The organism is Rhizobium sp. WSM1328 (assembly GCF_057653715.1).
This window is the reverse complement of the sequence record NZ_CM172788.1, coordinates 1,045,603-1,069,804: the sequence shown is the minus strand read 5'-3', so window position 1 is coordinate 1,069,804 and position 24,202 is coordinate 1,045,603. Positions and strand designations below refer to the sequence as shown.

20 protein-coding genes are annotated in these 24,202 nt (G+C 62.3%); 13 read left to right on the top strand and 7 right to left on the bottom strand.

Annotated features, from left to right (window positions below):
• Positions 1–67 precede the first annotated feature (67 nt).
• From AC2444_RS05450 to AC2444_RS05430, 5 genes are all read left to right on the top strand, one after another.
• Positions 68–1,084 carry a glycosyltransferase family 2 protein gene (locus tag AC2444_RS05450; protein ID WP_003546851.1) on the top strand — a complete coding sequence of 339 codons (1,017 nt, stop codon included), beginning with the start codon at positions 68–70 and terminating at the stop codon, positions 1,082–1,084.
• 12 nt (positions 1,085–1,096) lie between these two features.
• A complete protein-coding gene (locus AC2444_RS05445; RefSeq protein ID WP_012756747.1) occupies positions 1,097–2,596 on the top strand; it encodes a glycosyltransferase family 39 protein in 1,500 nt (499 codons plus the stop codon).
• A 1-nt stretch (position 2,597) separates the two neighbouring features.
• Positions 2,598–4,085 (top strand): ArnT family glycosyltransferase, encoded by a 1,488-nt coding sequence (locus AC2444_RS05440; RefSeq protein WP_012756746.1) that lies wholly within the window; start codon positions 2,598–2,600, stop codon positions 4,083–4,085.
• Positions 4,086–4,263: 178 nt separating this feature from the next.
• A complete protein-coding gene (locus tag AC2444_RS05435) occupies positions 4,264–4,515 on the top strand; it encodes a ribbon-helix-helix domain-containing protein (RefSeq protein ID WP_012756745.1) in 252 nt (83 codons plus the stop codon).
• A gap of 4 nt (positions 4,516–4,519) precedes the next feature.
• Positions 4,520–4,822 carry a type II toxin-antitoxin system RelE/ParE family toxin gene (locus AC2444_RS05430; protein WP_080518538.1) on the top strand — a complete coding sequence of 101 codons (303 nt, stop codon included), beginning with the start codon at positions 4,520–4,522 and terminating at the stop codon, positions 4,820–4,822.
• A 25-nt stretch (positions 4,823–4,847) separates the two neighbouring features.
• Here AC2444_RS05430 and AC2444_RS05425 read toward each other — a convergent pair whose 3' ends face one another.
• Positions 4,848–6,215, bottom strand: coding sequence for an aspartate aminotransferase family protein (locus AC2444_RS05425; protein WP_012756743.1), 1,368 nt, complete (start codon positions 6,213–6,215; stop codon positions 4,848–4,850).
• 81 nt (positions 6,216–6,296) lie between these two features.
• On the opposite strand from AC2444_RS05425, the gene AC2444_RS05420 reads away from it, so the two are divergent.
• On the top strand, positions 6,297–7,649 hold the full coding sequence (locus AC2444_RS05420; RefSeq protein WP_041935490.1) for a glutamine synthetase family protein: 1,353 nt from the start codon (positions 6,297–6,299) through the stop codon (positions 7,647–7,649).
• Between the two features lie 18 nt (positions 7,650–7,667).
• On the opposite strand, the gene AC2444_RS05415 is transcribed toward AC2444_RS05420, so the two are convergent.
• On the bottom strand, positions 7,668–8,612 hold the full coding sequence (locus AC2444_RS05415; protein ID WP_012756741.1) for a diacylglycerol/lipid kinase family protein: 945 nt from the start codon (positions 8,610–8,612) through the stop codon (positions 7,668–7,670).
• Positions 8,613–8,911: 299 nt separating this feature from the next.
• On the opposite strand from AC2444_RS05415, the gene AC2444_RS05410 reads away from it, so the two are divergent.
• Entirely contained in the window at positions 8,912–10,138 is a 1,227-nt protein-coding gene (locus AC2444_RS05410; protein ID WP_128449110.1) for an MFS transporter, read from the top strand.
• On the opposite strand, the gene AC2444_RS05405 is transcribed toward AC2444_RS05410, so the two are convergent.
• Entirely contained in the window at positions 10,097–10,501 is a 405-nt protein-coding gene (locus AC2444_RS05405; protein ID WP_012756739.1) for a winged helix-turn-helix transcriptional regulator, read from the bottom strand. The genes AC2444_RS05410 and AC2444_RS05405 overlap by 42 nt on opposite strands.
• 103 nt (positions 10,502–10,604) lie before the next feature.
• Here AC2444_RS05405 and AC2444_RS05400 point away from each other — a divergent pair, with 103 nt between their 5' ends.
• Both AC2444_RS05400 and mgtE read left to right on the top strand, forming a co-directional pair.
• The gene (locus tag AC2444_RS05400) at positions 10,605–11,618 is read left to right on the top strand and encodes a zinc-binding alcohol dehydrogenase family protein (RefSeq protein ID WP_012756738.1); all 1,014 of its coding nucleotides are present in this window, start codon (positions 10,605–10,607) and stop codon (positions 11,616–11,618) included.
• Between the two features lie 314 nt (positions 11,619–11,932).
• The gene (mgtE, locus tag AC2444_RS05395) at positions 11,933–13,306 is read left to right on the top strand and encodes a magnesium transporter (RefSeq protein WP_012756737.1); all 1,374 of its coding nucleotides are present in this window, start codon (positions 11,933–11,935) and stop codon (positions 13,304–13,306) included.
• A gap of 23 nt (positions 13,307–13,329) precedes the next feature.
• Here mgtE and AC2444_RS05390 read toward each other — a convergent pair whose 3' ends face one another.
• A complete protein-coding gene (locus AC2444_RS05390; RefSeq protein WP_017993465.1) occupies positions 13,330–13,851 on the bottom strand; it encodes an Lrp/AsnC family transcriptional regulator in 522 nt (173 codons plus the stop codon).
• A 96-nt stretch (positions 13,852–13,947) separates the two neighbouring features.
• Here AC2444_RS05390 and AC2444_RS05385 point away from each other — a divergent pair, with 96 nt between their 5' ends.
• Complete coding sequence (locus AC2444_RS05385; RefSeq protein ID WP_012756736.1) at positions 13,948–14,853, top strand: DMT family transporter; 906 nt, start codon at positions 13,948–13,950, stop codon at positions 14,851–14,853.
• Positions 14,854–14,951: 98 nt separating this feature from the next.
• On the opposite strand, the gene AC2444_RS05380 is transcribed toward AC2444_RS05385, so the two are convergent.
• Positions 14,952–15,566: a L,D-transpeptidase gene (locus AC2444_RS05380; RefSeq protein ID WP_012756735.1), complete on the bottom strand. Its 615-nt coding sequence runs from the start codon at positions 15,564–15,566 to the stop codon at positions 14,952–14,954.
• Positions 15,567–15,701: 135 nt separating this feature from the next.
• Positions 15,702–17,366, bottom strand: a complete 1,665-nt coding sequence (locus AC2444_RS05375; RefSeq protein ID WP_012756734.1) for an electron transfer flavoprotein-ubiquinone oxidoreductase — start codon at positions 17,364–17,366, stop codon at positions 15,702–15,704.
• Positions 17,367–17,617: 251 nt separating this feature from the next.
• Between AC2444_RS05375 and AC2444_RS05370 the strand changes: the two genes are divergently transcribed.
• The gene (locus tag AC2444_RS05370; RefSeq protein ID WP_012756733.1) at positions 17,618–18,406 is read left to right on the top strand and encodes an SDR family oxidoreductase; all 789 of its coding nucleotides are present in this window, start codon (positions 17,618–17,620) and stop codon (positions 18,404–18,406) included.
• Between the two features lie 10 nt (positions 18,407–18,416).
• On the opposite strand, the gene AC2444_RS05365 is transcribed toward AC2444_RS05370, so the two are convergent.
• Complete coding sequence (locus AC2444_RS05365; RefSeq protein WP_012756732.1) at positions 18,417–19,295, bottom strand: phosphotransferase family protein; 879 nt, start codon at positions 19,293–19,295, stop codon at positions 18,417–18,419.
• Positions 19,296–19,590: 295 nt separating this feature from the next.
• Here AC2444_RS05365 and AC2444_RS05360 point away from each other — a divergent pair, with 295 nt between their 5' ends.
• Positions 19,591–20,886 (top strand): efflux RND transporter periplasmic adaptor subunit, encoded by a 1,296-nt coding sequence (locus AC2444_RS05360; protein ID WP_012756731.1) that lies wholly within the window; start codon positions 19,591–19,593, stop codon positions 20,884–20,886.
• Positions 20,883–23,999, top strand: coding sequence for an efflux RND transporter permease subunit (locus AC2444_RS05355; RefSeq protein WP_012756730.1), 3,117 nt, complete (start codon positions 20,883–20,885; stop codon positions 23,997–23,999). The genes AC2444_RS05360 and AC2444_RS05355 overlap by 4 nt, the downstream gene beginning before the upstream one ends.
• Positions 24,000–24,202: the final 203 nt, after the last annotated feature.

The following is a 24,202-nucleotide window of genomic DNA, read 5'->3' as shown; positions in this document are numbered from 1 at the left end:
TAGCCTTCCGCAAGTGCGGCGGCAGCAGTAAAGATTGCTCGGCCGTCCGGCCTTTTGGAGATGAAAGTTGCAGACAACCGTAGAGCCCATTCGCGGTACGAATGATCCGGTACAATCGCTCGAACTGTCGCTGGTCGTGCCCATCTTCAACGAAGAGCAAAGCGTCGGCCCGCTTGTCGAGCGCGTCGCGGCTGCGATGGTTAGCTACCCCCATCGCTGGGAGCTGATCCTCGTCGACGACGGCAGCACGGATGCGACGCTCGTCAACGCCCGCAAGTATGTGGGACGCGAGGGGCTGGCGCTCAGGATCGTCGAGCTGCAGCGCAACTTCGGCCAGACAGCCGCCATGCAGGCCGGCATCGATACCGCCCGTGGCCGCCTGATCGCGACGATGGACGGCGACCTGCAGAACGACCCGAAGGACATTCCTTCGATGGTCTCCGAGCTGGAACGGCGTGAACTCGACCTCTTGGTCGGCTGGCGCAAGAACCGCAAAGACGGCCTGTTCCTGCGCAAGATCCCCTCCTGGTGCGCCAACTACCTGATCGGCCGCATCACCGGCGTCAAGCTGCATGATTACGGCTGCAGCCTGAAGATCTACCGTGCCTCGATCATCAAGCAGGTGAAGCTGATGGGCGAGATGCACCGCTTCATCCCCGCCTGGGTCGCCGGTGTCGTCCCGAGCTCGCGCATCGGCGAGATGGCCGTCACCCACCATGCCCGGGAGCACGGCGTTTCGAAATACGGCATTTCGCGCACCTTCCGCGTCATCCTCGATCTGCTGTCGGTGATGTTCTTCATGCGCTACAAGGCGCGGCCGGGGCATTTCTTCGGTTCGCTGGGTCTCGGCCTCGGCGCGCTCGCCATGCTGATCCTGCTCTATCTCGGCTTCGACAAATTCATCCTGGGCAACGACATCGGCACGCGACCGATGCTGATGGTCGGCGTCGTGCTGCTGCTGTCGTCGGTACAGATGATCACCACCGGCATCCTGGCGGAAATGATCGCGCGCACCTATTACCGCGACGATGCCTCTCCGAATTATATCGTGCGGCAGATCTTCGACGATCAAAGCCAAGCCTAAGCCGGCAGCACGATGCTGGAGCGCGCGACGAGGACGATCAGAACCGCGGGCCTGCTGCTTGCAGCCTATTTCGTGCTCAACATCGCGCTGCGCATCGCGCTTCCGCATTCGCTGGAGCTCGACGAGGCCGAGCAATCCTTCTTCTCGCAATATCTGCTGGCCGGCTACGGCCCGCAGCCGCCCTTCTACAACTGGATGCAATATGCCGTCGTTTCGGTGACGGGCATGTCGATCGGCGCGCTGATCGTTCCGAAAAACATCCTGCTGTTCCTATCCTATCTCTTCTATGGCCTTGCCGGGCGGCGCGCGCTGAAGGACGAGGCGCTTGCCGCCGTCGGCATGCTGGCGCTGATCACCCTGCCCCAGGTCTCCTACATGGCCCAGCAGGATCTGACCCACACGACGGCGCTGCTCTTTGCCAGTTCGCTGTTTCTCTACGGCTTCTTCCGCACGCTCGACCGGCCCGATATGGCGAGCTACCTGCTGCTCGGGCTTGCGACCGGCATCGGGCTGATCTCGAAATATAATTTCGCCCTGATGCCTGTCGTCGCCTTGATCGCCATCCTGCCCGATGCCGAATGGCGGCGCCGGGCGCTCGACTGGCGCATGCTGGCAGCGATCGCTGTTGCGCTCGTCATCATCCTGCCGCACGCGATCTGGCTGCAGGGCAATCTCGCATTCGCCTCCTCCGACACTCTGGTCAAGATGGCCGCCGGCAGCGAACCCGCCGGCGCAGTGCGGATCGGCAAAGGCCTTCTCGCCTTTCTCGTCGCCATCATCGCCTTTGCGGCGCTGCCGGTCACTATCTTCGCCGCCACCTTCCGCCGGGATTTTGTCCGGGCGCTTTCGGCGGGCAACCGCTGGACTGCGATGATGGAGCGGATGATGCTCGCAAGTCTTGCCGGCATCGTTCTGATCGTGCTGTTCACCGGCTCTACCACGGTGCGCGAGCGCTGGCTCGACCCCTTCCTGCTAGTGCTGCCGATCTATTTCCTGGCGAAGATGCAGGCGGCCGGGCTCGACCTTTCCGCCGGGCTGCGCCGCTTCCGGCCGGTGTTGCCGGTGCTGATGGCCTGCGTGCTGATCGCACTCGGCTTCCGCGTCGTCGGCGCCGGGCTGATCGGCACTTACAGCCGGCCGAATGTGCCGATGGCGGGTTTTTCGCGCGAGATGACGCAACAGGCACAACCGGCGCTGGTGATCGCTTCCGACACCTATATCGGCGGAAACATGCGGCTGCAATTTCCCGATGTGCCGGTGGTGATCCCGGATTTTCCGGCACCGGGCATTCCGGCCTATGCCGAGGCCAAGGGGCCGGTGCTGATCGTCTGGCGCGGCAAGAAGACGGCGACGGCTGCCGATGCGGTGATGCCGGAGCGTTTTTCTTCGGCGCTGACGGCGGCTGATATCGCGCTGCAGGAGATCGGCTCGCTGTCGCTTCCCTATTACTTCGGCCGCCAGGGCGACAATTTCGCGCTCGGCTACGCCTGGGTTCGGCCGGAGAGCAAATAGAATGACCGAGAGCAACCGTCGCGGCCTGAGTTGGATCTTTGTCCTGCTGGCGGCCTATTTCGTGCTTCAGGTCGGCGTGCGGCTCGCAACCTCGCATTCTCTCGATCTCGACGAAGCCGAACAGGCCTTCCGCTCGCAATGGCTTGCCGCCGGCTACGGCCCGCAGCCGCCCTTCTACAACTGGCTGCAATACACCGTCTTCCAGTTCGCCGGCGTCTCGCTAACCGCCCTTTCGGTGGTGAAGAACCTACTGCTGTTCAGCTCCTACGTGCTCTACAGCCTGACCGCGCGGCTTATCCTGCGCGACAAGGCGCTGGTGGCGATCGCCACGCTCGGACTGCTGACCATCCCGCAGATGGCTTTCGAGATGCAGCGCGACCTGACGCACACGGTCGCCGTGTTCTTCTCGGCCAGCATCTTCTTCTACGGCTTCATCCGCAGCCTGAAGCAGCCGAGCCTTGCCTCCTATCTCATCGCCGGCATCGGCATCGGTTTCGGCCTGCTTGCTAAATATAATTTCGCGATCCTGCCGGCGGCCGCCCTGATTGCCGCGCTTTCGGATGCGCGCCTGCGGCCGCGGATCTTCGACTGGCGGCTGGTGCTGACGGCGGCGGTAGCGCTCGTCATCATCCTGCCGCATCTCTTCTGGCTGAAGGACAATCTCGATTTCGCCACCGCACGCACCCTGGAGAAGATGACCGCGAGCGGCCATGCGAGCTATCTCACGCAGGTGGCCATGGGCGTCAGTTCTCTGGCTCTCGCCATCATCAGCTTTGCCGGATTGACTGTGGCGGTGTTCGCGATCGTCTTCGGCAAGAGCCTTCGTCCGGCGCTGACCGCCGGTTCGGAATGGACGCGGCTGTTCGAGCGGATGATGCTCGTCTTCCTCGCCGGCATTCTGCTTCTGATCGTCTTCGGCGGCGCGGCCGGCATCAAGGATCGCTGGCTGGTGCCGATGCTCTTCATCCTGCCGCTCTATTTCTGCCTGAAGATCGAGGCAGTGGGCGTCGCGACAGACAGGGCGTTCAGGCGTTTCATGCCCATCGTCGCCGTCATCATGATCGGCGTGCCGGCGGCCCTTTACGGCAGCGTCGCGGCGGCACGTATCACCGGTCATTACGAGCGGCTGAACAGGCCTTATGCCGGAATGCTGGAAACCTTGCGCAAACAGGCCGAACCGGCGGCGATCCTTGCCGGGGACAGCCTGCTCGCCGGCAATCTCAGGCAGGATATTCCCGGCGTGCCGATCCTCTCGGTGGATTATCCTGGCTTCCACCCGGATCTTACCGGCCGGCGACCACTTCTCCTGGTGTGGTTCCTCCCGCAGAGGGGGGGAAGCGAAGCTCTTCCGCCTGATATGGCTGAATGGCTGCAGACCCATCTCGGCGTGTCCGCACCGCAGGCGTCGGTGATCGACGTGCCCTATCTCTATGGGCGCGGCGACGACCGCTACCGTTTCGGCTATGCTTGGGTCAACCAGCCGGGCTGAGCACAATCAGGATTTCAGCTCCTTCCAGGCCAAATCCAGCGCCAGTTTCGTGATCCTCGCTATCTCATTCACTGTGCTCGGAGGCGCTGAGCCATTAGCTCGTTGGCCATATCCAGCATGCTCGAATATTGTAAAAGTATTGTATTTGTCATACACTAAGAGCAGGGAGTAAATTTACATGGCACGGGCAAAAACCTTTTCCCTTGGCGATACCTATGACGGGATTCTATCGGATCTTGTCCGCAATGGCCGGTTCGGCACCGAAACCGAGGCCGTGCGGGCAGGCATCCGTATGCTCGCCGACCACGAGCTGAAAATGCAGGTGCTGCGTAAGGATATTCAGGCGGCGGATGCCGAGATCGAAGCCGGCCTCGGCAAGGAATACGCTACCGGCGCGGAGTTCCTCAAAGACGTCATGAACGAAAGCTAAGGCCATCAAACCGAAACGCCTGATTATCGCTCCATCCGCCATTGAGGATCTGCGGAATATTCGACGCTATATCGCCGAGAGCAGCCCCCACTACGCGCATGAGTTTCTGGCCGACCTGACCGCGAAGATCGCCTGGATCGCCGAAGTGGACTTCACCGGATCTCCACGCGACCACATTGCGGAAGGCCTGCGCGGCCTGCCCTACCGGAACCGCTGCATCTACTACCGCTCCTATCACGACCGCATCGTTGTCCTACGTGTCAAGCATGGCGCCGAGGATATCAAGTCGCAGGATTTCGAGCTTTAGGCCCAGCTAGCTGGGCTGAGCGCAATCAGGATTTCAGTTCCTTCCAGGCCAAATCGAGCGCCAGCCTGGTGATCCTCGCCATCTCGTCCACCTCGGCGTGGCTGATGACGAGCGGCGGCGAGGCGAGCATGCGGTCGCCGGTGGCGCGCAGCACGAGACCGTTCGCCAGCGCGTGGTTGCGCACCAGCGCACCGACCTGATCGGGCTTGGCATAACGAGCGCGCGTGCTCTTCTCGGCGGCAAGCTGCAGTCCGCCCATCAGGCCGATGCTGGCGGCTTCGCCGACCAGATCATGGTCTGCGAGCTCTGCCCAGGCCCTGCCGAAATAGGGGCCGATATCGTCGCGCACGCGCTCGACCAGTCTTTCCTCTTCGATGATGCGCAGGTTTTCGAGGGCTGCGGCAGCGCAGACCGGGTGGCCGGAATAGGTGAAACCGTGGTTGAAGTCGCCGACATCGTTGATCAGCACATCGGCGATGCGGTCGCTGACGAGTACGCCGCCGATCGGCAGGTAGCCGGAGGAAAGCCCCTTGGCGATCGGCGCCAGATCGGGCTCGACGCCGAAATACTGGTGGCCGAACCAGGCGCCCAGACGGCCGAAACCGCAGATTACCTCGTCGGTCACCAGCAGGATATTGCGCGCCTTGCAGATGCGGTCGATCTCCGGCCAGTAGGTCTCGGGCGGGATGATGACGCCGGCAGCCCCCTGCACGGGTTCGGCGACGAAGGCGGCGACATTCTCCTCGCCGAGTTCGTCGATCTTCGCTTCGAGCTCGCGGGCAACCTTGAGACCGAATTCGGCGGGTGAGAGATCGCCGCCCTCGCCGTACCAATAGGGCTGGCCGATATGGACGATTCCAGGGATCGGCAGATCGCCCTGCTCATGCATGTATTTCATGCCGCCGAGGCTGGCGCCGGCGACGGTCGAACCGTGATAGCCGTTCCTTCTCGATATGACGATCTTCTTCGACGGTTTGCCGATGGCGCTCCAGTAGACGCGGGCCATGCGGAACCAGGTGTCGTTCGCCTCCGAGCCGGAGCCGGTGAAGAAGATATGGTTGAACCGTTCCCCGGCATGGGAGGTGACCTTCTGCGCCAGCAGCGTCGCAGACGTCGAGGTCGTGCCGAAGAAGGTGTTGTAGTAGGGCAGCTCGTTCATCTGCCTGGTGGCGGCATCGGCAATCTCGCGGCGGCCATAGCCAATATTGACGCACCAGAGGCCGGCGAAACCATCGAGATATTTCCTGCCGTGATTGTCGAAGATGTAGACGCCCTCGCCGCGCTGGATGATACGCGCGCCCTCGGCATTCAGCTTCTTCATGTCGGCGAACGGATGCAGGTGGTGCGCAGCGTCGATCGCGGCGAGGTTCGAAGGTGGGTAAGTATCGGGCATGGTGGTAAAGACCCTCGCGGATTGAAAGGCTGATGTCGATGAGATAGGAGCTTGGCCTTGTCCCGGAGGATTTTCAAGGTCATGGCAAGCGACAGGATGGACGGCAAGGCCGACGGCGGCGATCCGCGCTTCGAGATCCTGATCGTCGGCATGAACGGCGACCTGCGCGGCAAACAGCTTCCACCCGGCGCCGAAGCCAAGGTCTGGGCCGGGGACATCCGCCTGCCGACCTCGACGCAATCGCTCGACATCTGGGGTGACGACAATGACGATATCACCGGCCTGTCACTGACGATCGGCGATCCTGACGGCAAGGTCGTCCCCGACCGGCGCAGCTTGGCGCCGATGCCTTGGGCGCCCGAGGGCTCGATGCAGGTGCTCGCCACCATGCACGAATTCGAAGGGAGCCCGAGCTTCATGGATCCGCGCGCCATCCTCGCTTCGGTGCTGGAGCGCTATGCGGCGCGCGGGCTGACGCCCGTCGTCGCCACCGAGCTGGAATTTTACGTGATGTCGGGAGACTGGCGCGAAACCGGACGCCCCTGCCCGCCCGAAAGCCTCACCTTTCGCGGCGAACCGAACGGTTTTCAGCTCTACGACATGAGCGTCGTCGACGCGCTCGACGGCTATTTGCAGACGCTGAGGGCCTATGCGAGAGCGCAGGACCTGCCGGCGGATGCGACGACAGCGGAATTCGGTCCGGGCCAGTTCGAGGTCAACCTGCTGCACCGCGCGGACGCGCTGGCAGCCGCCGACGATTGCCTCTATCTCAAGCGCATCGCCGAACAGGCGGCGCGCCGGCACGGGCTGAAATCGACCTGCATGGCCAAACCCTATTCCGAACATGCCGGCTCCGGCCTGCATGTGCATGCGAGTATCATCGACGGACAAGGCCGCAACATCCTCGATGCCAAGGGCGGCGAGCCGAAGATGCTCAAATCGGCGATAGCAGGCCTGCTCGACTCCATGCGCGCGGCGCAGCTGATCTTCGCCCCCTTCGCCAATTCCTACCGCCGCTTCCAGCCGGGCTCGTTTGCGCCTGTCGATCTGACCTGGGGAAGCGGCCATCGCGGCACGGCGATCCGCATCCCCGACAAGGATGGGCCGGCCGCACGCATCGAGCACCGCGTCGCCGGCGCCGACGCCAATCCCTATCTGCTGCTGGCAGCGATCCTCGGCGGCATGCTCACCGGTCTCGACGGCGACCTCGACCCCGGTGAGGAGACGACGCCATCGCACACACCTGCGAATACGGCGCGACTGACGCATGATTTCCTCAGCGCCGTCGAGACCTTCCGCACCTCGCCGTTCATCGCCGATATCTTCGGCGCGCGCTATCAGGCGCTCTATGGCGACACCAAGCGCAAGGAAGCGCTTGCGCATCTGCGCACCGTTTCGGATTTCGACTACCGCACCTATCTGCCGCGGCTCTGAAATTACGCGGCGGCCGACTTACGCAGCGGGCTCGCGGCGTTCGTCCGCATTCACCTGGGCGGCGAGACCCTGCTTGACGAGAACCTTCAATTCGCCCGGATGCAGCCGGATCGAGACGTCGCGTTCGAGCGGCAGCAACTCGCCGTCCATGACGCAATTGGCCTTGGAGCGCAGTTTCGGGAAATGCAGGTGCACTTCGGCCGGGTGCATCACCATGACATCGGCATTCTCGCGGACCTTGCCGCGCAGCATGTCGATGGCGAGGCGGGCGACACCAAGCGGCTTCAGCGGATTTGCCGTGTAAAAGCCGAGTTCGCCGCTTCTCAAATTATCGGCGTAAAGCAGCGCGTTCTCTCCGAAGGGATTGTTAGAGACTGATATCGCCGACACCCTGCGGCGCTCGCGCATGCCGATCGCCTCGAACTCGACCTCGAATTCCGGCGGGTTGAAGATGACGCCCAAGGCAGCCTTCGTACTCGCCCGGATCTTGCCCAGCCGGGAACGATAGCTGTAGGCGTTGCGGTAACGCACCATGCGGGCATGCAGGCCGGCGGAAAACTGGTGGATGAAGGGCCGGCCGTTGGCGCTGGCGATATCGACATTGTCGACCTCGCCAGAGGCAAGCACATCGAGCGCCTGCCAGATATCGAGCGGCACACGCAGCGAGCGGGCAAAGAGGTTCATCGTGCCGGCCGGCACGACGCCGAGCGCAATGCCGTTTTTCCAGGCAATCGATGCCGCCGCCGAAATCGTGCCGTCACCACCGCCGGCAACGATACCGTCGATATCGTCGCGCTTGGCAGCCCGCTCCATGGCGGGAACGATTTCCTTTCCTGAGAAGACGATGGCGTCAAAATCGTGCCCCGCTTCGCGGAAAGCCGCCTCCGCCCTTTTTTCATAGGCCAGCATGTCGGTGGTCTTGAAGGTCCCGCCGTCGCGATTGAAAAAGCCTACAAGCTTCATAAGAGCTCCCGTCTCTGGCGCGGAAATGCTCCTGCCTTGCCCTGAGATGGTTGCGGTATCGCCGATTTCAAGCGCAGCCTTCTTTCCTCACAAAGGACAGAAGTGCAAAAATTGCAATAGACGTATGCACATAGCAGGACGCTGCACTGCAAAAAATGCACTCGACGGCAGCCGAGAGCTCACGGATAGATGGTCTATCGGAGACATCGTCTCCACCTCCCGCCATTTCCACCGATCGGCTTGCCGCTGCGCCTGCGCCAGGGGCCATTGCCAAGCAGAAACCGCCTCGAGGAGCTCTCGTGAGTGAGATTGCCGCCAATATTTCCATCGATAGCCTGGATGAAGAGCTGCCGTCGGCAATGACCGTGGCGCTGGTCCAGTTGGCGCTCGCCTGCGGCGGCTTCGGCATCGGCACCGGCGAATTCGCAATCATGGGATTGCTGCCCAATGTCGCCGAAACCTTCTCGGTCACCACGCCGCAAGCCGGCTACGTCATCAGCGCCTATGCGCTCGGAGTCGTCGTCGGCGCACCTGTTATTGCCGTGCTCGCTGCGAAGATGGCGCGCCGCACGCTGCTTTTAATGCTGATGCTGATCTTTGCCGCCGGCAATATATCAAGTGCCATGGCGCCGACCTTCGAAAGCTTCACGCTGCTGCGCTTTGTCAGCGGCCTGCCGCATGGCGCTTATTTCGGCGTCGCGGCCCTTGTCGCCGCCTCAATGGTGCCGGTGCATCGCCGCGCCCGCGCCGTCGGCCGCGTCATGCTCGGCCTGACCGTTGCGACACTTCTCGGCACGCCGTTGACGACCTTCTTCGGTCAGTCGCTCGACTGGCAGGTGGCGTTTTTCTCGGTCGGCGTGCTCGGCCTGCTAACGGTGGCGCTGATCTGGTTCTACGTTCCAAAGGACAGGGTTTCCGAGGACGCGGGCTTCCTGCGCGAACTCGGCGCTTTCCGCCGGCCGCAGGTGTGGCTGACGCTCGGCATCGCCGCCGTCGGTTACGGCGGCATGTTCGCGATGTTCAGCTATATCGCCTCGACAACGACTGAGGTGGCGATGCTGCCGGAGACGGCCGTTCCGATCATGCTGGTCCTCTTCGGTGTCGGCATGAATGCGGGCAATTTCATCGGTTCGTGGCTCGCCGACAAATCGCTGCTCGGCACGATCGGCGGGTCGCTGATCTATAATGTCGTCGTGCTGACCACTTTCTCGCTGACCGCCGCCAATCCCTATATGCTCGGCCTTTGCGTCTTCCTCGTCGGCTGCGGTTTTGCTGCTGGACCGGCGCTGCAGACGCGGCTGATGGATGTCGCCGCCGACGCGCAGACGCTTGCGGCCGCTTCCAACCATTCCGCCTTCAACATCGCCAATGCGATCGGCGCCTGGCTCGGCGGCCTCGTCATCGCCGGGGGTTATGGTTTTGCGGCGACCGGCTATGTCGGTGCAGCACTATCCTTCCTCGGCCTCTTCGTCTTTGCAGCCTCGCTACGCCTTGAGCGCCGCGACCGGAGCACGCAGGCCGTCTGAGGCCAAGCGCAGCTCGCGGCCTTCCGGGCTGCAGAAGACATAATCGTCACCCCAAGCGGCCAACGCCTGGATGACAGGCTTCAGCGTCATGCCGAGCGGCGTCATTGCATATTCGACCCTCGGCGGCACGACCGGATAGACGGTGCGTGATACAAGGCCGGACTCTTCCAGTTCACGCAGCTGCTTGGTCAGCATGCGCTGGGTCACGGCCGGGAGCTTACGCCGCAATTCGTTGAAGCGCAGGGTTCCCTCCATCAGATGAAAGAGGATCACGCCTTTCCACTTCCCGTCGAGGTAGGTCAGCGTCGCTTCGACCGGGCAGCCAGGGAAATTCTTGACGAGTTTGGCGCGCGGCAATGACATTTTACAGTATCCTTTTGGGTACTACGTACAGAATTTGTGCATTCTTGCGTTGTTAGAACATAATGCGCATCTAGCTTCCGTGCAACGAACACAGGAGTTTCCCATGCGCGCCGTCGCCTATAAAACGCCCCAGCCGATCTCCGCCGAAACCTCGCTGATCGATGTCGAGCTGCCGATGCCGGAGGCCAGGGGCCACGATCTGCTCGTCGAGATCAAAGCCGTTTCGGTCAATCCCGTCGACGTGAAGGTGCGCGCCCATTCCGCGCCGCCCGCAGACGAACTCAAGGTGCTCGGCTGGGATGCCGCCGGCATCGTCAAGGCCATCGGCGCCGATGTCACCCTGTTCAGGCCGGGCGACGAAGTGTTTTACTCCGGCGTCATCAGCCGCCCGGGCAGCAATGCCGAATTCCATCTCGTCGACGAGCGTATCGTCGGCGCCAAACCGAAGAGCCTCGGTTTCGCGGCCGCGGCCGCCCTGCCGCTGACCTCGATCACGGCCTACGAAGCGCTATTCGACCGGCTGAAGGTGCAGGACGCGGTTTCGGGAGCGGGACGCTCCATCCTGATCATCGGCGGCGCCGGCGGCGTCGGCTCGATCGCTATTCAGATCGCCCGGGCATTGACCGATCTGACGGTGATCGCCACGGCGTCGCGGCCGGAAACGCAGGACTGGGTGAAGGAACTCGGCGCGCATCATGTCGTCGACCATTCCAGGCCGATTGCGCCGCAGGTGGCGGCTCTCGGCATCGGCGCGCCGGGATTCATATTCTCGACCACCAATACCGACAGTCATATCGGCGACATCGTCGAAGCGATTGCGCCGCAGGGCCGCTTCGCGCTGATCGACGATCCGAAGACGCTCGATATCGTACCCTTCAAGCGCAAGGCCGTCTCTGTCCATTGGGAGCTGATGTTCACCCGCCCGCTCTACGGCACGCCCGACATGATCGAGCAGCACAAGCTGCTGAACAAGATTTCCGAGCTCATCGACGGCGGAAAGATCCGCACCACGCTTTCGGAGATCGTCGGGCCGATCAATGCGGCAAACCTAAAGACGGCGCATGCCATGGTCGAAAGCGGCAGGATGAAGGGCAAGGCGGTGCTTGCAGGATTCTGAGATCGCAGCCGGCAGGCCGGTATTCGGGGACCCCCAAGATCATACAAACCAAACCCGCCTGGAATGCCGCATCGTGGGGTGCGACATTCTGGCGTTAAGCATTTACCCCGCTTGACTTTTTCCGCGTTCGGGACCACCTAGCATTCACGTGGATGACACTCGTCGACCACGGATTTCAACGGAGCCATCATAACGATGCCAAGCGACAGTAGCAGTCGATTGCCTTTGCCGTACGCGACCCTCGTGCGCTGACCGACGCCTGTCGGCTCGCCTGATCGGACGCTACGGCGGATCGACGGAAAGGCGAGCCTCAAATGAATATCAATCGCTTCCCTCTTCGGGCAGGCCATGCCGCCCGTGCCTTCATCAACAACAGCCGCGGCGCAACGATCGCCGAACGCGTCGAAGCGTTGAACGCGCTGAGCGTCCAGGACGCCGGGCGTGTTCTATGCGGCATGCCGCTGGACTATGCGGTCAACATCCTCGACCGGCCGGAGCTTCGCAACGCCGCACAGATCCTTGCGCTGATCAGCGCCGAGGATGCCGCCCGGCTGCTGCACGGCATGTCGAACGACCGCGTCGCCGACGTGCTGCTCGAACTCGACGGCGAGACCCGCGCCCGGCTGTTCTCCAGCCTCGACGAACCGGTGCGCATCGCGATCCAGCACCTGATGGGCTATCCGCCGCGCACGGCCGGCGGCATCATGACGACGGAGTTCGTCAGTGTGCCTGACAGCTGGACCGTCGCCCGCACACTCGACCATGTGCGCCAGGTCGAACGCTCGCGCGAGACCGTCTACGCCATCTATGTGCTGGATGGGGTCAGCCATGCGCTGCTGCATGTGGTGACGCTGCGTCGCCTCATCACCGGCGAGCCGGACGCTTCGATCCTTTCCGTGGCACAGAAGGGCGCGCCGGTTTCGGCCGATCCGCTGATGAAGCAGGAGGATGTCGCCCGGCTGATCCGCAAGCACGACCTGCTTGCCCTGCCCGTCATCGACGAACAGGGGCAAATACTCGGCATCGTCACTGTCGACGACGTGATCGACACGATGATATCAGACACGACGGAAGCGGCCCAGAGGTTCGGCGGCATGGAGGCGCTCGGCCAGCCCTACATGAAGATCAGCTTCGCCGGCATGATCCGCAAGCGCGCCGGCTGGCTCGCTGCGCTCTTCCTCGGCGAGATGCTGACGGCAAGCGCCATGCAGCATTTCGAAGGCGAGCTGGAAAAGGCCGTGGTGCTGACGCTGTTCATCCCGCTGATCATGAGCTCGGGCGGCAATTCCGGTTCGCAGGCGACCTCGCTGATCATCCGGGCGCTGGCGCTCGGCGAGCTGAAGCTCTCGGACTGGTGGAAGGTGCTTTTGCGCGAACTGCCGACCGGCGTCGTGCTCGGCGCGATCCTCGGCCTCGTCGGCTTCATCCGCATCGTCTTCTGGCAGTCGGCCGGGCTTTACGATTACGGCCCGCACTGGCAGATGGTCGCCGTTACGGTGTTTGCCGCCCTGATCGGGATCGTCACCTTCGGTTCGATCTGCGGTTCGATGCTGCCCTTCGTGCTGCAGAAGCTCCGGCTCGATCCGGCCAGCGCCTCGGCCCCCTTCGTCGCCACGCTGGTCGATGTCACCGGGCTCGTCATCTACTTCTCGGTGGCGCTGCTCATCCTCAGCGGGACGCTGCTCTAACCCGCAATAATGCCCGAGGGAAATTATTTTCCCTCGGGCAACTTCAACGGCCCATGCGTCTTCATGCTGCGGATGGCGAAGTTCGAGCGGATGTCGCTGACATTCGGCAGGGTCAACAGCGTTTCCGTCAGAAGCCGTTCGTAGGCGGCGAGATCCTCCACCACCACTTCGGCGAGGAAATCGGCCGTGCCTGAGATCAGGAAACAGGAGACGATCTCGGGGATGGCGAGCAGCGCCTTCTGCTGCGCCTCGGAATTTTCGCGGCTGTGCTGGACGACCTTGAATTCGACGAAGACGGTGAGGCCGAGACCGACCTCCTTGCGATCGATATCTGCCGTGTAACCGCGGATGATCCCGGACCGTTCGAGATTGCGGATGCGGCGCAGGCAGGGCGACGGCGAAAGGTTCACCTTCTCGGCGATCTCGACATTTGTGGCCCGTGCATCCTCCTGCAGGCACTTCAGGATGGCAATATCGAATTTATCGAGATTTGGCATTTTCGCGACCCCCGCCGACATCAATTGGCAGAAGATTGCGCATAGCATGATTTTTTAGCCATAGATAGCAAGGACATGCCCTGACCTCTGGCGCTAGTCTTCTCTTCAACCGGACAGGCTCCGGATGAAAGAAAGGACAGGACGATGACCACCATTGCTTTCACGAACGACAAGTCGCCATCGCAGGTACTGGGTTATGCCGGCGGCACCATTACCGTGCTGATCTGGGCGACATGGTTTCTTGTCACCCGCCACAGCGCCGCAACGCCCCTCGGCTCGATCGATATCGGGCTGATCCGCTTCGGAATTCCGGCGCTGGTGCTTTCGCCTGTCTGGCTGAAGACGGGACTGCTGCCGAAGGGCCTGCCGCTTCACCTGCTGGCGATCATGGTGTCCGGTTCGGGCGCTGTCTTCTTCCTGCTGACCACGCTGGCAATCCATTCCACGCCGGCGGCCTCTTCGGGGATTCTGCTCGGCGGCTCGATGCCGCTCGCCGCGGCGCTGATCGGGATTGCGCTGTTTCGCGAAAGACCTGACGGCACACGCATCGCCGGGCTTATCGCAATCGTTGCCGGCGTGCTGATCCTGCTCACGCGCAGCCTTGCAGACGCCTCGCTGCCATGGACGAGCTTCGTGCTGCTGCCGGCCGGCGCCATTCTCTGGGCAAGCTATACGCATGCCTTCCGCCGCTCCGGTCTGACCGCCGTACAGGCAAGCGCCCTGATCGCCGTCTGGTCCTTCCTGATCATGGGCGCGCTTGCCCTCGTCTTCGGCATCTCGCTGCCAGAGGCTACTCTCCCGGAGATCGGCCTGCAGGTGCTAAGCCAGGGCGTTCTTTCCGGCCTCGTCGCCATGGTCGCCTACGGCACCGCCGTCAGAACACTCGGCGGAACACAGGCTGCCGCCTTCACGGCGCTGACGCCGGTTCTCGCGACGCTTGGCGGCGGCTTGCTGCTTGGCGAAGCAATCGGCATGACGGAAATCAGCGCCGCCGTGATCACCGGCATCGGCGTGGCGCTGTCAACAGGTATCGCCACGCCACGCCGCTGAAATCCAGCCCCAACAGCAAATGGAAAGCCGCCTGCAGCCTTCGCTGCGGCGGCTTTTTCAATGGAGACGGCGTCCTTACCGAGTGTCGAACGGGCACTTCAGGCCTGGATAACGACGACCCTGGCGCCGACTTCGACGCGGCTATAGAGGTCGATCACATCGTGGTTCATCATACGGACACAGCCGCTCGACATGGCGAGACCAATCGATTGCGGCTGGTTGGTGCCATGAATGCGGAAATGCGTGTCGCCGCCGCCGCGGTAAAGATACATCGCCCGCGCGCCGAGCGGGTTGTTCGGGCCGCCCGGCATGCCGCCGGCGAGCTTGCGATAGCGCTCTTCGCGGCGCTGCATGTTTTCGGTGGGTGTCCAGCTCGGCCATTCGGCCTTGCGGCCGATATAGGCGTTGCCGGCAAAGGCCAGCCCCTCGCGGCCGACACCAACGCCATAACGTACTGCCCTGCCGCCGCCGAGGACGTAATAGGCGCGGCGCGCAGGTGTATCGACGATCACGGTGCCGGCAGCATGCGTGGTTTCGTAGGCCACTTCCTGGCGGCGGAGCTCCGGCTTGATCTTGTCGATCGGCACCTGCTTCAACGGGAATTTTTCGTCCGGAAGTGCGGCATAATTCGTCTGGCTGTTTAGACCGGTCGAAGAGCAGCCGGCCACGAAAAGCGGCAGAGCGATCAGAAAGCCCCGGCGGGAGATCGTCATGAATGTGTCCTTAGTGCGTCAACTTGATGTCGCAAGCTAAGGAAATTATGGTTAACGAACGGCTAACAGCCTCCGGCAGAAGGCGATCACGAAGGCGTCAGCACGCAAGAATTGTCGCGGTGGGGATAATCCGCCTCACATATTCGGATAGACGGGCCCCTCGCCGCCCTGCGGCGGTACCCAGTTGATGTTCTGGTTGGGGTCCTTGATGTCGCAGGTCTTGCAGTGCACGCAGTTCTGGGCGTTGATGACGAAGACATCCTTGCCGTCCTTTTCCACCCATTCATAAACGCCGGCGGGACAGTAACGCGTCGACGGGCCGGCATAGATGTCATGCTCGGACGACTTCTGCAGGTTCATGTCCTTGACCTGCAGATGCACCGGCTGGTCTTCCTCGTGATTGGTGTTCGACAGGAACACCGAGGACAGCCGGTCGAAGGTCAAGACGCCATCGGGCTTCGGATAGACGATCGGCTTGTGCTGCGAGGCCGGCTCAAGCGATTGGGCATCGGTCTTGCCATGCTTCAGCGTGCCAAAGACGGAAAAGCCGAACAGCGTGTTGGTCCACATGTCGAAGCCGCCGAGCGCCACACCAAGCGCGGTGCCGAACTTCGACCACAGCGGCTTTACGTTGCGGACGCGCTTCAAATCGCGGCCGATGTCGCCCTTGCGCCATTCGTTCTCGATCTCGGTCACTTCGTCATGGCTGCGGCCTGATACAATCGCCGCGGCGATCTTCTCGGCCGCCAGCATGCCCGACAGCACCGCATTGTGGCTGCCCTTGATGCGCGGCACGTTGACGAGACCGGCCGAACAGCCGATCAGCGCCCCGCCGGGGAAGGAAAGCTTCGGCACCGACTGGTAGCCGCCCTCGGTGATGGCACGCGCCCCATAGGACAGGCGCTTGCCGCCCTCGAAGGTGGTGCGGATCGCCGGATGGGTCTTGAAGCGCTGGAATTCCTCGAAGGGATAGAGATAGGGGTTCTTGTAATTGAGGTGGACGACGAAGCCGACGGCCACCAGATTGTCTTCCAGGTGATAGAGGAAGGAGCCGCCGCCGGCCTTCATGCCGAGCGGCCAGCCGAAGGAGTGCTGCACGAGGCCCGGCCTGTGGTTCTCGGGCTTGACCTGCCAGAGCTCCTTGATGCCGATGCCGAATTTTTGCGGTTCACGGTCTTTCTGCAGATCGAACTTGGCAATCAGCTGCTTGGCGAGCGAGCCACGCACGCCTTCGCCGATCAGCACATATTTGCCGAGCAGTTCCATGCCGCGGGTATAGTTCGGGCCGGGCTCGCCGTTCTTCTCGATACCCATGTCGCCGGTGGCGACACCGATCACCGCACCTTCGTCATTGTAGAGCACTTCGGTTGCGGCAAAGCCCGGATAGATCTCGACGCCGAGTTCTTCGGCCTTGGTCGCCAGCCAGCGACAGACGAGCCCAAGCGAGACGATGTAGTTTCCGTGATTGTTCATCAGCGGCGGCATCAGCACATTCGGCAGGCGAACGGAGCCGGCCGGACCGAGCAGCAGGAAGTGATCGGCGCTGACTTTGGTCTTGAAGGGATGATCGGCCTCGCCGCGCCAGCCGGGCAGCAGCCGGTCGATGCCGATCGGATCGACGACGGCGCCCGAGAGGATATGCGCGCCGACTTCCGCGCCCTTCTCCAGCACGACGACCGACAGTTCCGGGTTGACCTGTTTCAACCGGATCGCCGCCGCAAGACCGGCAGGACCGGCGCCCACGATCACAACGTCGAATTCCATGCTTTCGCGTTCGGGCAGCTCAGTCGTCTCGGTCATTCACTCGTCTCCGCTTGGCGGCACGCGGCCGTCATCCCGTCATGGCACTTTCTTGTCAAAACGAGAAAGCATTGTCGAGCCGGGATACGACAGCCAATCTTCCAATTCGCACAATGATAACGCCTCGCGCGGCAGAATTACATATCGTTTACGTCAACGTCAATTTTCAAGTGCCATCAAACCGCTGACATGCCCTTTCCTTTTCCGCCGCTTGCGCCTTATACATCGCTCAAAGCTATCGGAGAACAATCATGGATCTCGGCATCAAGGGCAAACGGGCACTCGTCCTCGCCTCCTCGCGTGGTCTCGGCCTCGGCATCGCCGTGGCGCTGGCGCGTGAGGGCGCGAACGTGCTGCTCTGCGGGCGCAGCGGCGAACAGTTGGAGGCCAATTGCAAAGCGATCAATGGCGAAGGCAAAGGCCGGGCCGACTGGATCTGGGCCGATCTCGGGGACGAACGCTTCGTCGAGATGGTGACGACGGCGGTAAAGGAAAAGTTCGGCGGGCTCGATATCCTGGTCAACAATACCGGCGGGCCGACACCCGGCACGACGGAGGACATGACGGGCGAAAAGCTCGAAATCTATTTCCTCTCCATGGTCGCGCGCGTGATCACGCTCACCAATGCGCTGCTGCCCGGCATGAAGGCGCAGGGCTGGGGCCGCATCCTGACGGTTGCCTCATCCGGCGTGATCGAACCGATCGCCAATCTGGCGTTGTCGAATACGCTGCGCCCTGCCCTTGCCGGCTGGAGCAAGACGCTTGCCTCCGAAGTGGCGGGCTTCGGCGTCACCACCAACCTGCTCCTGCCGGGCAGCATCCTGACGGCGCGGCTCGACGATCTCGACGGGGCTGCGGCAAAGCGGACCGGCAAGAGCCTCGAGGAGATCCGCACCGACAAGGAGGCGCGCATTCCGGTCGGCCGCTACGGCAGGGTCGAGGAATTCGCCGCAACCGCGGCCTTCCTGTGCAGCCAGCCGGCAAGCTATATCACCGGCTCGCTCATCCGCTGCGACGGCGGCGCGGCGCGGTCCGTCTGAGCATTCCCTCTCAGCCGACGCGGGCCGACGCCGCCCATGTCGCCACACTTCGGATCATCTGTTCGACGTTCGCCGGATCGTCCGCAAGTTCGGCGAGCTCGGACAGACGATGGAAGCCGGTCAGGATCGCAATGCGCCGCCGGTCGAGCCTGCGTCCGGTCAGCATTTCATAGGCCGATACGATGCGGGCGGTCAGATCGGGCGAGATGAAATTCGAGTAGATGAATTCCTGGTGCAAGGGGCCAAAACCTGAATCGGCGAAATCATAAATGCCGTTCAGCCGCCTTTGCGCGTGGTCGAAGGCCATGTTCCAACCATGACCGTCGAAGAAGCCGTAGATCTTGCCATAGGGATCGGGCGGCAAGGCTTCGAAATCGAAAATGATCACCTGCGCAAAGCTCCGGATGTCAGGCGGCAGCAGCGCCAAAGCCTTTGTTCGCACCGTCTCGGGCGATTGCCATGGCTGGATCGCCCCGGCACCGGCCGACCGCATGCGATCGGCATCGAGCACATGCAGCTCGGCGTAAAAACGCGCGAGATCTTCCGCGAGGTGCTGACGATCGCTTTCGCCAAGCGCATCGTAATCTTCGACAATGAGATGTTCGCCGTCGAGCTTGGCATGGCTGGAGAAGATCGGCGGCCCGTCGTGAATGCGCATGTCGGGAACCGCCATCGACAGCGACGGCCGAACGATCTCGAGCAAGGCGGCTTCCTTCTGAAGCGCTCTTTCTGCGCCGAGATTGCGGGGAAACTTGAAGATCAGCGTGTCATCGACGTCGACGGCAAGCGAATCCCAGCCTTTTGCCGCCAGCTTGAAGACGGAGGCCGTGAGCTCAGGAAACACACTTGTTATGAGAGAGCGAAATTCGCTGGCGTCCAACTCAGTCATGACGACCTGCCTTCTCTAGTTTTTCCTCCCGGGCGACGGTCGGCTTACGGGCCGAAATCGTCGCCCCGCGAACCACCCTCGCCGCCGCCGTCAGACGGCACCGGCTACACTGGCTCTATATTAGTATAGTTTGAATATTACGGAATATTCATTACAAAAATTTAAGCCATTATAACCACTTAGTGATTACCCGCCGGGAATTATGTCTTTTTTGCGCCGCAATATAAGTGGCTCAATCGGGGCATAAAATTCGCAACCTTGCCCCCGCAACCTTGCCCAAAGTCCGGTATCGCCCATGAAGAAATTTTGGATCACCGTCAGCGTTATCGCAATTGCCGCCGTCGGCGTCTGGCAATTCGGGAATCTGGTCCCTAATGCCTCCCGCATTCCCTACCTCTCGCAGTTCATCAAGCAGCCGGCCGGCGGTAATGGCGGCGGGCAGCAGGCACAGGCCGATCAGGGGCAGGATGGTGGGCAACATCAGGGCGGCGGGCGCAGACGCGGTGGCGGCGGCCCGACCGTCGTTAAAACAGTCGCAGCCGTGAAAACGACACTGCCGATGGACGTGACGGCGACCGGCTGGGCCGATGCCGATGACAATACGACCATTGCCGCACAGGAACAGGGCCTGATCGTCAGCATCGATGCGCAGGACGGGGCGACCGTCAAAGCCGGCGACCTGATCGCCAAGCTGGACGATCGGACGGCCAAGGCGACGGTCGACAAGGACAATGCGATGATCGTGCGCGACGCGGCAACCCTTTCGGAAGCCGCGACCGCATTGACGCGTGCGCAGGATCTCTTCAACCAGAAGGCCGGCACCCAGCAGAGCCTCGACCAGGCAGTCGCCGCCCGCGATACCGCTGCAGCCACTGTTGACGCCGACAAGGCGTCGCTGGCCTCCGATCAGATCTTGCTCGAGCACACCGATATCCGCGCTCCCTTCGACGGCCGGCTCGGCGATATCGTTGTCAGCAAGGGGGCTTTCCTCAGTGCCGGGGCGGCAATCGTCACCATCGCGAAATACGATCCGATCTATGTGAAATTCCACCTGCAGGAACGCTATCTGCGGGAGCTGAAGAGTGCCTTGGCAGCCGGTCCGGTCGAGGTCAGCACCGCCCCCAATTCCACCAAGGGGCAAGTGCGAAAGGGCGAAATCAGCTTCTACGACAACACGGTCGATACGGCCTCGGGCACGATCCTCGCCAAGGCGAAATTCGAGAATGCCTCCGGTGCGCTCTGGCCCGGCCAGTCAGTCAACATCGTCGTGCATTTCAACAATGACGAACAGCAGGTGGTGGTGCCGACGGTTGCCGTCAGCCCCGGTCCGGAGGGATTCTTCGCCTTCGTCGCCAAGGACGGCAAATCGCATCTGACGGCCGTCACCGTTGCCCGTGCAAATGGCGGCTTCACCGCCATAGAATCGGGCCTTCAGGCAGGCGATCACGTCGTCGTCGAGGGCCAGGGCCAGCTCAGCGACCAGCAGGCGATCAACGAGCAATTCGACGAAAAGGCGCTTGATGTCGCCTCCGCCGAAGAGCCTCGGCAACAGCAGCCGTCCGAGACGATCGCGGTGGGAGCTCAGCAATGATCCCGAATTTTTGTATCCAGCGCCCCGTCGCGACGACGCTGCTTGCCATCGGCGTCATTCTGGCCGGTCTTGCCGGTTATCAGCTCGTGCCGGTCGCGGCCCTGCCGCAGGTCGATTTTCCCACGATCAACGTTTCGGCGCAGTTGAGTGGCGCCTCGCCGCAGACGATGGCAACCTCGGTTTCGACACCGCTGATCAAGCAGTTCGAGACCATTCCCGGGATCACCGAAATCAGCGCCTCCAGCTCGCTCGGCAGCACCAGCATCGTGCTGCAGTTCGACCTCAGTCGTAATATCGATGCGGCTGCAGCCGACGTGCAGGCGGCGATCTCGCATGCCACCCGGCAACTGCCCGACAATCTGACGACGCCGCCGAGTTATCGCAAGACAAACCCGGCCGATGCGCCCGTCATGCTGCTCTCGGTGCAGAGCAACACCATGCCGCGCAGCAAGCTTGACGACATCGCCGAGAACATCATCTCGCCGTCGCTTTCCACACTTCCCGGCGTCGCCCAGGTCAGCGTCTACGGTGCACAGACCTATGCCGTCCGCGTCGAGGTCGATCCCAACAAACTGCTGACCCGCGGCATCGGCATCGACACCGTCAACAAGGCGCTTGCTGCCGCCAACAGCCAGCAGCCCGTGGGAACACTGCAGAACAATTCGCAGAGCATGACCATCACGGCGAACACGCAGAGCACCAGCGCCGAGCAGTTCCGTTCGCTGGTCATTGCCAATCCGAACGGTGCGCCGATCCACCTCGGCGATATTGCCGACGTGCAGGACAGCGTCGAGAACCAGTATACCGGCAGCTGGTATGACGGCCAGCGTGGCATCATCCTCGCCATCCAGCGCCAGCCGGACGCCAACACCGTCGATGTCGTCGATGCGATCAACGCCAAGCTGCCGCAGCTTCACGCCGAAATCCCACCCTCGGTCAACACGGTCGTCATGAACGACGCCGCAAAGCCGATTCGCGATGCCATCTCCGATGTGAAGTTCACGCTGCTCCTGACGATCGGCCTCGTCGTTCTCGTCATCTACCTCTTTACCGGCCATGCGACCGCAACGATCATTCCCGGCCTTGCCGTTCCTCTGTCGCTGATCTCGACCTTCGGCATGATGTATGTGCTCGGCTATAGTATCGACAACATCTCGCTGCTCGGGCTAACGCTCGCGGTGGGGCTCGTGGTGGATGACGCCATCGTCATGCTCGAGAACATCCTGCGACATGTCGAGGAAGGCATGCCGGTGCGGGAAGCGGCGATCAAGGGTGCGGGCGAAGTCAGCTACACCATCATTTCCATGTCGGTTTCGCTGATCGCGGTCTTCATCCCGATCCTGCTGATGGGCGGTGTTGTCGGCCGCGTGTTCAACGAATTCGGCATGGTGGTCGCCATCGCCATCATCTCCTCGGCAATCGTCTCGCTAACCGTGACGCCGATGCTCGCCTCGCGCCTGTCGAACCACCAGAGCCGCCCGCCGCTCATCATCCGCATCTTCGATGCCGGCTTCGAACGGACGCTGCGCGGCTACGACAGGGCTGTCGGCTGGTGCCTTCGCCACCGCCCAACGATCCTCGGCGTTTTCCTCGCCTCGGTCGCGCTGACAATCTATTTCTTCATGACGCTGCCAACGAGCTTCTTCCCACAGGAGGATATCGGCCGCCTGACGATCAGCACGCAGGCCCGGCAGGACATTTCCTATTCCGCGATGTCGGCGCTGCAGCAGCAGGCGGCCGCCGTCGTGAAAGCGAACCCGGCGGTCAACCATGTGATGTCGACGATCGGCGGCAACCCCAACAAGCCGCAGAACAATGGCTCGATGTTCGTCGAACTCAAGGACAAGAAGCAGCGTGCGCCGCTTGACCAGACGCTGCGCGAACTGCGCACGGCGATCAACAAGATCCCCGGCTTGCAGGCCTTCGTGACGCCGAACCAGAGCCTGCGCTTCGGCGGCCGCCAGACCGCCAGCCAGTATCAGCTGGTCGTGCAGGCGCTGAACGTCGACCAGACCAACCTCTGGGCCGGCAAGATCCAGGCGGCGATGCGCAAGGACCGGCTGTTCACCGACGTGACCTCGGACGCCCAGAACAACGCCCTGCAGGCCAATATCGTCATCGATACCGAGCGGGCAGCCGCCTACGGGATCGACAACGACACGCTGCGCACGACGCTGCAGGAATCCTTCAGCGGATATTCCGCTGCGGAAATCCAGTCGACCGGCGACAGCTATGACGTCATCGTCGAATACGACACCAGCAAACCCTGGGACGACCAGAAGCTCTCGGAGATCCGTGTCGCCTCGGCCAATGGCAGCCTGGTGCCGCTTTCGAACTTCGCGCATGTCCAACGCACCACAGGCCCGGTCACCATCAACCAGACGGGCCAGCTGGTCTCGACCACCGTTTCCTTCAACCTGCCGGAAGGCGTCTCGCTCAGCGACGCCACGGCAGCGATCGACCAGATCAAGAAGGACATCAGCGTGCCGGCAGACGTCTTCACATCCTACGGCGGTACGGCGCAAATCTTCGAGCAATCGCAGGGCAATACGCCCTATCTGATCCTGGCGGCGGTGCTGACCATTTATGTCGTGCTCGGCGTGCTCTATGAAAGCTTCATCCACCCGCTCACCATCCTGTCCGGCCTTCCGGCCGCGGCATTCGGTGCGCTGCTGGCATTGAAGATCATGGGCTTCGACCTGTCGATCATCGCCCTGATCGGCCTCTTGATGCTGATCGGCATTGTCAAGAAGAACGCGATCATGATGATCGACGTGGCGGTGGAGACCATGCGCACGACGGGCGAGAAGGCGACGGCGGCGATCCACGAAGCCTGCGTGCGACGCTTCCGGCCGATCATGATGACGACCTTCTGTGCCCTGCTTGGCGCCCTGCCGATCGCGCTCGGCACCGGCGCAAGCTCGGAACTGCGTCAACCGCTCGGCATCGCCGTCGTCGGCGGCCTGATCGTCTCGCAGATGCTGACGCTCTTCATCACCCCGGTCATCTTCGTCGAGATGGACCGCTTCGGCAATTTCCTCGGCCGCCTGATCGGCCACAAGAAGGTCGAGGAGCCGGAGCTGCACGAGGCAAGGGCGATGGCCGCCGAATAACGGCGGACTGTTGAACCTTCATGGCTGATCTGCCCTGCGGCATCCTTCTTCTCCCTGGCGGGAGGAGAAGGATGCCTGCTCGACATATGCGCCTTCAATCCTCTTGAATGTGTCACGCCCCTGTGGCATCACCCGCCCTCCTGATTTCGGGGCGTGCTTACGCCCTTTCGCGGAGCGATGCTCCGTCTCCAATAACAATCGGC